Origin of the sequence: Nonomuraea deserti (assembly GCF_004348685.1) — a bacterium.
Lineage (GTDB): Bacteria > Actinomycetota > Actinomycetes > Streptosporangiales > Streptosporangiaceae > Nonomuraea > Nonomuraea deserti.
This window is the reverse complement of record NZ_SMKO01000308.1, coordinates 1-7,678: the sequence shown is the minus strand read 5'-3', so window position 1 is coordinate 7,678 and position 7,678 is coordinate 1. Positions and strand designations below refer to the sequence as shown.

At 71.1% G+C, this 7,678-nt stretch carries 7 protein-coding genes; 6 read left to right on the top strand and 1 reads right to left on the bottom strand.

The genetic code is table 11. The features are described 5' to 3' along the window. From E1292_RS48545 to E1292_RS48525, 5 genes are all read left to right on the top strand, one after another. Positions 1 to 1,361, top strand: a 1,361-nt coding sequence (locus tag E1292_RS48545) for a hypothetical protein (protein ID WP_220447434.1), incomplete at its 5' end; no start/stop codon positions are given. A 114-nt stretch (positions 1,362 to 1,475) separates the two neighbouring features. After that, positions 1,476 to 2,684: a glycosyltransferase gene (locus tag E1292_RS48540; RefSeq protein WP_132606576.1), complete on the top strand. Its 1,209-nt coding sequence runs from the start codon at positions 1,476 to 1,478 to the stop codon at positions 2,682 to 2,684. A gap of 3 nt (positions 2,685 to 2,687) precedes the next feature. Beyond that, positions 2,688 to 3,395: a class I SAM-dependent methyltransferase gene (locus E1292_RS48535; RefSeq protein ID WP_132606575.1), complete on the top strand. Its 708-nt coding sequence runs from the start codon at positions 2,688 to 2,690 to the stop codon at positions 3,393 to 3,395. Between the two features lie 68 nt (positions 3,396 to 3,463). Continuing rightward, positions 3,464 to 4,141: a polysaccharide deacetylase family protein gene (locus tag E1292_RS48530; protein WP_165975153.1), complete on the top strand. Its 678-nt coding sequence runs from the start codon at positions 3,464 to 3,466 to the stop codon at positions 4,139 to 4,141. A 29-nt stretch (positions 4,142 to 4,170) separates the two neighbouring features. Then, positions 4,171 to 5,577 (top strand): hypothetical protein, encoded by a 1,407-nt coding sequence (locus E1292_RS48525; protein WP_132606573.1) that lies wholly within the window; start codon positions 4,171 to 4,173, stop codon positions 5,575 to 5,577. Here the strand turns inward: E1292_RS48525 and E1292_RS48520 are convergent. Continuing rightward, a complete protein-coding gene (locus tag E1292_RS48520) occupies positions 5,553 to 5,972 on the bottom strand; it encodes a winged helix-turn-helix transcriptional regulator (RefSeq protein WP_132606572.1) in 420 nt (139 codons plus the stop codon). The two genes, E1292_RS48525 and E1292_RS48520, sit on opposite strands and share 25 nt — an antisense overlap. 82 nt (positions 5,973 to 6,054) lie before the next feature. Here E1292_RS48520 and E1292_RS48515 point away from each other — a divergent pair, with 82 nt between their 5' ends. Next, a complete protein-coding gene (locus E1292_RS48515; RefSeq protein ID WP_246090969.1) occupies positions 6,055 to 7,458 on the top strand; it encodes an MFS transporter in 1,404 nt (467 codons plus the stop codon). The last annotated feature ends 220 nt before the right edge of the window (positions 7,459 to 7,678 follow it).

The window sequence follows — 7,678 nt, the reverse complement described above, 5'->3', positions numbered from 1 at the left end:
CGTACTTCCTGTTCAGCCCGGCGTTGCAGGAGGGCGTGAGCTTCACGTCGCGCTCGATGTTCACCTCGTGGGCGAGCCCCACGCAGACGTTCGGGGCGCTGCTGTTCGCGCCGGTGGTGCTGATGCTGGCCGGCGGGCGCCGGAGCTGGGTGGCGCTCGCCGTGCTGCTGCTCGCGCTGACCGGGTCGAAGGCCACGTTCCTGCCGTTGCTGCTGGCGGGGCTGCTGCTTGTGGGGGCCGTGCGCGGGGTGGTGGAGCGGCGGGTGCGCGCCGAGTGGCCGGCGGCCGCGGGCCTCACCCTGGTGTGCCTGCTGATCGCGCAGTTCGTGGTGTTCGGGCGCGGCGCCCAGGGCACGACGGTCGCGCCGTTCGCCACGATGCGCTCGCTCTGGGGCTCGGTGGCGGGCAGCGAGATGCCGGCGCTGGCGTCCGTGCCCGCGGGGCCGCTGGTGGTGCTGACGGCCGTGCACCTGTTCTGCCTGGCGTGCGTGTGGGGCGGGGCGGCGGCGCTGGGGCGGCGGGCGCTGGAGCCGCCGATGCTGTTGCTGCTGGGCATCGGGGCGGCGGGCGTCGGCGCGGCCGTGGTGTTCGGGCATCCGTCGCTGTCGCAGCTGTACTTCCTCGAAGGCGCGCGGCCCTACCTGTCGATCGCCGCCGTGTGCGGGGTGCTGGCGGCGCGGCGGGTGCCGTGGCCGATCGTGGCCTGCCTGGTGGGGATGGGCACGGGTGCCGCCCTGCTGGCCTCGGCGCTCGACGTCGCGGGCGATGTGCTGGCGGCGGTGGCGGTGCCGTACGCGATGCTCGCGGCGCCGGCGGCGCTGATGCTGTGGCGGCGGGCGTTCGGGCTGGCGGTGGTGGCGCTGCTCACGGGGTACGCGCTGCCGGAGTCGGCGCGCGACGTGGCCGCGCATGTCACCCCCGAGGAGGGCGAACGGCGGCGGGAGATCCCCGACGGGGCGATGGAGGCGGGCCGGTGGCTGCGCGATCATTCGTCGCCGGGCGACGTGGTGGCCACCGACCTGCACTGCCGCCCGGTCACGGAGTCGGCGTGCGACAGCAGGCACTACTGGGTGGCCGGGTTCACGGAGCGGCGGGTGCTGGTGGAGGGGTGGGCGTACGCCGAGAGCACGCTGTCGCGGACCCCGCTGTTCAGGACGTCCTACCTCGACGTGCCGTTCGCCGATCCGGCGCGGCTGGCGGCGAACGACGCGGTGTTCCGGCGGCCGACGGCGGAGAACGTGCGGCATCTCGCCCAGAAATATGGCGTCAAGTGGCTTTTCACCGGCAGGAATTCGAAGCTGGAGGGATTCGCCCAGTTGCGCTTCCGGAACGGGAGTTCCTCGGTCTACGAGCTCTTCTGAGGGTAAAGATAATCCCCTTTCATGGAACGATGAGGAGAAACCGCGCCCGTCCTGCTCGACATCCCCAGCACCATTTTCGTGGAGCCACGGCCACGAGCTACAGATGGGGATTCTATGGACACGCGTGCCGCCCTGGAGCCGCGCCCCCGCCTTGCCGATGACGCCGCCAACCGGCTGGCGTGGGTGGACATCGTCATCCCCGTGCTCAACGAGGAGCGCGCCCTGCCGGGCTGCGTGCGCACGCTGGCCGGGTTCCTCGAGGAACGTTTCCCGCTGCCGTGGCGCATCACGATCGTGGACAACGGCAGCACCGACGGCACCTGGGCGGTCGCCACCGCGCTGGCCGGGGAGTTCGACCTGGTGCACGCCCGCCGGCTCGACATCAGGGGCAGGGGCGCGGCGCTGCGGGCGGCCTGGCGCGACAGCCCCGCCGACATCGTGGCGTACATGGACGTCGACCTGTCCACCGACCTCGACGCCCTGTTCCCGCTGGTGGCGTCGGTGGCCAGCGGGCATTCGGAGATCGCCATCGGCACGCGGCTGGCGCACAGCGCGCGCACCCGCCGTTCGCTGCGCCGCGAGGTCGTCTCGCGCGCCTACAACGCCCTGCTCAGGTACGGTTTCGGCGTCCGGTTCAGCGACGCCCAGTGCGGTTTCAAGGCGGCCAGGGCCGACGTGGTCAGGCCGCTGATGGACAAGGTCAAGGACGACGCGTGGTTCTTCGACACCGAACTGCTGTTGCTGGCCGAGCACAACGGGCTGCGCGTGCACGAGGTGCCGGTCGACTGGATCGAGGACACCGATTCGCGCGTGCGCGTGGTGAAGACCGCGGTCGACGATCTGAAAGGGCTGGCCAGGGTCGCCTGGTCGATGTCGACGGGCCGGGCCTCGGTCGCGGTGCGGCGGTCCGAGCCGAGGCCCACGCATCCGGACGCGGTGGTCACCCGGCCCCGGGCGGTGACCCTGGCGAAATTCCTGTCGTTCGCGGCGATAGGCGTCTTTTCCGTGATCCTGTACACCCTGATATATCTCCCCCTGCGCGATATATGGTCACCGGCCATGACGAATCTCGGCGCGCTCGTGCTCACGGGGATCATCAACATTGAGGCCAACCGCCGGTGGACCTTCCGGAAACGCACCACCGTGCATTTCCGAGCATTCCTGCTATTCCTGTCGAATTACGCCCTCACCACCGTGGCCGTGCTCAAGGTGCCCCCGGGCTCCGGGCGGCTGGCCGAGGTGGGCGTGGTCGTCGCCACGTACTGCCTGCTCACCCTGATCCGCTTCACGGCCCTGGACCGCTGGGTCTTCCCGAGGAAATAAACGATGGAGACGACTGAGATCCGCCGCCTGATCGAGCTCGAGGACACCCACTGGTGGTATCGCGAGCGCCGGGCCATCCTCCGCAGGCAGCTGCGCGAGCTCGGCCGGCAGCGTACCCCGTTGATGCGGGCGCTGGACATCGGCGCCGCCGGCGGTGGCAACACCCGGGTGCTGGTCGAGGCCGGCTGGGAGGCCACCGCGACCGACTACAGCGAGACGGCGGTCGAACTGGCCAGGGAACGCGGGCTCAGGGCCGTGCACGCCGACGCCAGGGCGCTGCCGTTCGCGTCGGGCAGCATGGGCCTGGTGACCGCGTTCGACGTGCTGGAGCACATCCGCGAGGACCACCTGGTCACCGAGGAGATCGCCAGGGTGCTGGCGCCCGGCGGGCACGCGCTGATCGCGGTGCCGAGCGACATGGCGCTGTGGTCGGCGCACGACCACGCCGTCGGCCACCTACGGCGTTATGGCCGCGAGTCCCTGATCAGCGTGGTGCGCAGGGCAGGGCTGACCGTCGACCGGGTCTGGAGCTGGAACGTCCTGCTGCGCCCGCTCGTGCTGCGGCACCGGCGCAGGTCCGCGGGCAGCGACCTGAAGAGGACGCCGTTCCTCATCAACGCCGGCCTGTCGGCGGTCGTCCGCGCGGAGAGGTATCTGCCGGTGGGCTCGCGCAAGGGCGTCTCGTTGTTCCTGCGTGCCCGGCTCGTATGAGGACAGTGCCCGGAAAGTGATGTGCGGGCGGCACTTCCGGGGGCGGCAATGGCTCTAGGCTGTCTCCTGTGGTGATCCGATCCCTGCTCGCGGCCTCCCTGGCCCTGACCTCCACGACCTCGCTCCCGGCTCAGGCGGCCGTCGACTGCAAACGGGTCAGGTGCCTGGCGCTGACGTTCGACGACGGGCCGGGCGCGACCACGCCCACCGTGCTCAAGACGCTCAGGAAGGCGGGCGCGAAGGCCACCTTCTTCCTGGTGGGCAAGCAGGTGGAGAGGCGCCCGAAGATCGCCAGGCAGGTGCTGGCGCAGGGGCACGCGATCGGCAACCACACCTACGCCCACGTCTCGCTGCCGTCCTACCACGACGACCGGATCCTCGACGAGCTCAAGCTCGGCCAGAGCGCGATCGAGAAGGCCACGGGGCACCGGCCCAAGCTGTTCCGCCCGCCCTACGGGCACACCGACGACCGCGTGCTGGTGCTGGCCGCCCAGACGGACCTCGCACAGGTGTTATGGACGGGCACGACCCTCGACTGGAAACTGCGTGACGCGAAGAAGATCAAGGCGGCCGTGCTGAGGCTGGCCAAGCGCGACGGCGTGCTTCTGCTCCACGACGTGGTCCCGGCCACGGCGAAGGCCCTGCCGGGCATCGTCAAGGAGCTCAAGAAGCGCGGTTACCACCTGGTCACCGTGCCGACACTGCTGCGGGGCAAGGGGCCGGTCGCCGGGGAGAGCTACCCCTAGCCGCTCTCCCGCTGCTCGAGACGGGAACCATGGGGAGCGACACCGACACCCGCATGCCGAGGCTCGCGCTCTTCCTGACCGTCCAGGGGGTGCTGGGCTGCTGGTGGGCGGCGTTCTATCCAGGGCTGTTCAGCCGCGACTCGGTCCTCTACCTCAGCCACACCGTCGCCGGGCCGTGGGTGAGCGACCACTCGGTGCTCTACGACACGCTGCTGTGGCTGAGCTTCACCTGGACCGGCGACCTGGGCGCGGTCACGTTCGCGCAGACGACGGCGATGGCGGGGGCGCTGGCCTACCTGGCGCAGTCACTCAAGGCGCTCGGCGCGCCGCGCCGGGCGACGACCGCGGTGGCGGCGCTGATGCCGCTGGCACCACCCGTCGGCGCCTTCACGGTGACGTTGTGGAAAGACGTGCCGTTCACGATCTGCGCGGTGGCGATCGCGGGGGTGTGCGCGCGGATCGCGGCCCGGCGCGCGGTCACCGGGCGCGCCCTGGCCGCGCTCGGCACCCTGATGGCGCTGCTCGGGCTCTTCCGCGCGAACGGCTTTCTCGTCGCCGGCGTCACCGTCGTCGTGCTGGTGGTGATCGTGCGGGCCATGCGGGTGCGCCTGCTGCTCACCGGCGTGTGCGCCGCGGCCTTCCCGCTCCTGCTCGCCTACGGGGTGTTCCCGCGGTTCGGGATCGAGCCGCCGTCCAGGACGTACGTCTACCACACCGCCTTCGGCGATCTCGCGGTGGCCTACCGCGACCGGCCCGAGCTGTTCGGCGAGCGGGACCTCGCGCTGATGGCGTCGGTCGCCCCGCTGGAGCGGTGGCGGAAGGGCGGCACCTGCTACACGATCAACCCGCTGATCTGGCGGCACGACTTCAGCTGGCAGCGGGCCGACGCCCGAGCCGGTGAGCTGATGGGGTTGTGGCGGCGGCTCCTGGTGGACGCGCCCGGCGTGATCGCGGGGGCCCGGCTCTGCCGGGCGGCCATCGCGTGGCGGCCGGTGCAGGACGCGGACGCCCCCGGCGGGGCGACGTACCGGCTCTCGCTGCGGCCCAGCGCCGACACCTACGTGGGCCCCGGCAAGGTGCCGGACTTTCCCGGGCGGTGGGTGTACACGCTGCGGCCGCTGTCGACGGAGCTCAACCGGGTGGCCGAGCCGTGGCTGACGGCGACGCTGTCTCCCGCGTACGACTGGCTGTTGTGGCGAGGGGCGCTGTGGTCGTATGTGTCCTACCTGGCCGCCGGGCTGGCGGCCAGGGCGCTGCGCAACCGGTACGCGGCGGGCGTGGCCGCGGTCGTGGCCGGGCAGCAGCTGGCCGTCATGGCCAACATCTCGGCGCAGGACTTCAGGTACATGGCCTCGCCGATCCTCATCGGGGTGCTGCTGGTGCCGCTGCTCGTCAGCTCCCTGCGACGCGGTCAGCCGGTCTGGCGGGCGTCGTAGCGCTCCCGGGAGGCGGCGACGCAGGCGCTGTGCCGGCGTGACCAGTTGGTGAGCGTGAGCATGGCTTCGTACAGCTCCAGGGCCATGGGCGTGGCCCGATATTCGACCTTGGGCGGCACCGTCGGATAGATCGTGCGCTCCAGCAGGCCGTCGCGCTCCAGGTTGCGCAGCGTGAGGGTGAGCATGCGCCGGCTGATGCCCTCGATGAGCCGCTCCAGCTCCGTGAAGCGCACCGGCCCGCGCGAGGTCGCCACGATGATCTGGATGGCCCACTTGCCGGCGATCTTGTCGAGGATCTCGCGCGGCGGGATCGGGCAGACGCCGTGCGCGATCATCGCCTCGGCGTCCTCCAGCGTCCTGAGCTCTGATGGTACAGCGGTGTTCCTCTGGGACATGAAAGTGCCTTCTTCCGGGTCTGTCCATAGTCACACATCATGGCCACTGTTACAGATCGTATCCTTTAGGAAGTTGGCCGTGATGAACAGATGGGCCGCATTCTCGTTGCTGGCCACCACCCAGTTCGTGCTGATCCTCGACTCGACCATCGTGAGCATCGCGATGCCGCCCATGGGGCGCGAGCTGGGCATGACGGCGCAGGACCTGTCGTGGACGACGACGGCGTACGCGCTGGTGTTCGGCGGGCTGCTGCTGCTCGGCGGGCGGCTGTCCGACTACGTGGGCAGGCGGCGGATCTTCATCGCCGGGATGGTGCTGTTCGCGCTGGTGTCCCTGGTCGGAGGCGTGGCCTCGTCGGGTGGGGTGCTGATCGCCGTACGCGCCGCGCAGGGCCTGGCCGGCGCGCTGGTGGCGCCCGCAGGGATGTCGCTGGTGATGGAGCTGTTCAAGGGTGACCCGGCGCTCAACAAGGCGATGGGCCTGTGGGGCGCGGTCGGAGGCATGGGCGCCTCTGTGGGCACGGTGCTCGGCGGGCTGCTCACCGACTGGTTCGGCTGGCGATCGGTGTTCCTGGTGAACACGCCGATCGGGCTGGCCGTGGCCGGACTGGCGATCGTGCTGCTGCCCGCCGTGCGCACCGCGGAGCCCGTACGCGGCTTCGACCTGGCCGGCGCCATCACCTCCACCGCCGGGCTCGGCCTGCTCATCTACGCCCTGACGGGCGCCACGGAAGCCGGCTGGGCCTCGGCCAGGACGCTCGGCCTCGGCGCCGTGGCGATCGTGCTCATCGTCGCGTTCCTCGTCATCGAGCGGCGCTCGGCGAACCCCCTCGTCCCGCTGAACGTCTTCCGCAGGCGTACGCTCCGGGCGGGCAACGCCGTGATGTTCCTGGTCGCGGCGGCGATGCAGCCGGTGGCCTTCCTGCTGGCCCTCTACACCCAGATCGTCCTCGGCTACAGCCCCACCCAGTCGGGGCTGGCGACGGTGGCCATCCCGGTGACGATCGCGCTGACCGCGTCGTTCCTCGGCGGGCGCATGCTCACCCGGTACGGCCTGCGCACGACGGCGGCCGCCGGCCTGGTGTTCATCACGTCGGGCGCGGCGCTCTACCTGCGGATCGACGTCCGCGGCGACTACGTGCTCGGCCTGCTGGGGCCCGAAGTGCTGACGGGCTTCGGGTTCGGCCTCCTCGTGGGCGCGGCCACCGTCGCCGCCACGTCGGAGGCGTCGCCGTCGGAGTCGGGGATGGTGTCGGGGCTGTTCAACGTGACCACGCAGGTGGGCATCTCGGTCGGCATCGCGGGGCTGGTCACCGTCGCCGCCGCCGTTTCGGGCGGCTCGGCCGCGCCGGAGGCGCTCGTCTCGGGGTATCGGGCGGCGTTCCTCGGCTCGACCGTGCTGTCGGCGTTCGCCCTGGTGGCGGCGTTGGCGCTGCTGCCCCGCCGCAAGGAGCCGGCGCCGGAGGACCTCTCGGTCACCGTGTGAATTGCTCACTGTGTGAAGAATGTGGCTAAAGTGCCATGTGCACGTCAAGCGATCGGGGGACGCCGCGTTGCCGAATTGACCGTACCCGCGCCCCTGATCGCGAAGCCACGCGACAGGAGTCACCATGGGCTACCCGCCAGGCGGGCAGCAGCCGCCACCACCCGGACACCATCCACCGCCGCACTACCGGCAGCAGCCGTGGCCCGGCCCGCGGCAGGCC

Excerpts from the sequence above, each read along its gene's own strand:
- E1292_RS48520 (WP_132606572.1), bottom strand. The coding sequence starts at position 5,972 with ATGTCCCAGAGGAACACCGCTGTACCATCAGAGCTCAGGACGCTGGAG.
- E1292_RS48515 (WP_246090969.1), top strand. The coding sequence starts at position 6,055 with ATGAACAGATGGGCCGCATTCTCGTTGCTGGCCACCACCCAGTTCGTG.
- E1292_RS48535 (WP_132606575.1), top strand. The coding sequence starts at position 2,688 with ATGGAGACGACTGAGATCCGCCGCCTGATCGAGCTCGAGGACACCCAC.
- E1292_RS48540 (WP_132606576.1), top strand. The coding sequence starts at position 1,476 with ATGGACACGCGTGCCGCCCTGGAGCCGCGCCCCCGCCTTGCCGATGAC.
- E1292_RS48525 (WP_132606573.1), top strand. The coding sequence starts at position 4,171 with ATGGGGAGCGACACCGACACCCGCATGCCGAGGCTCGCGCTCTTCCTG.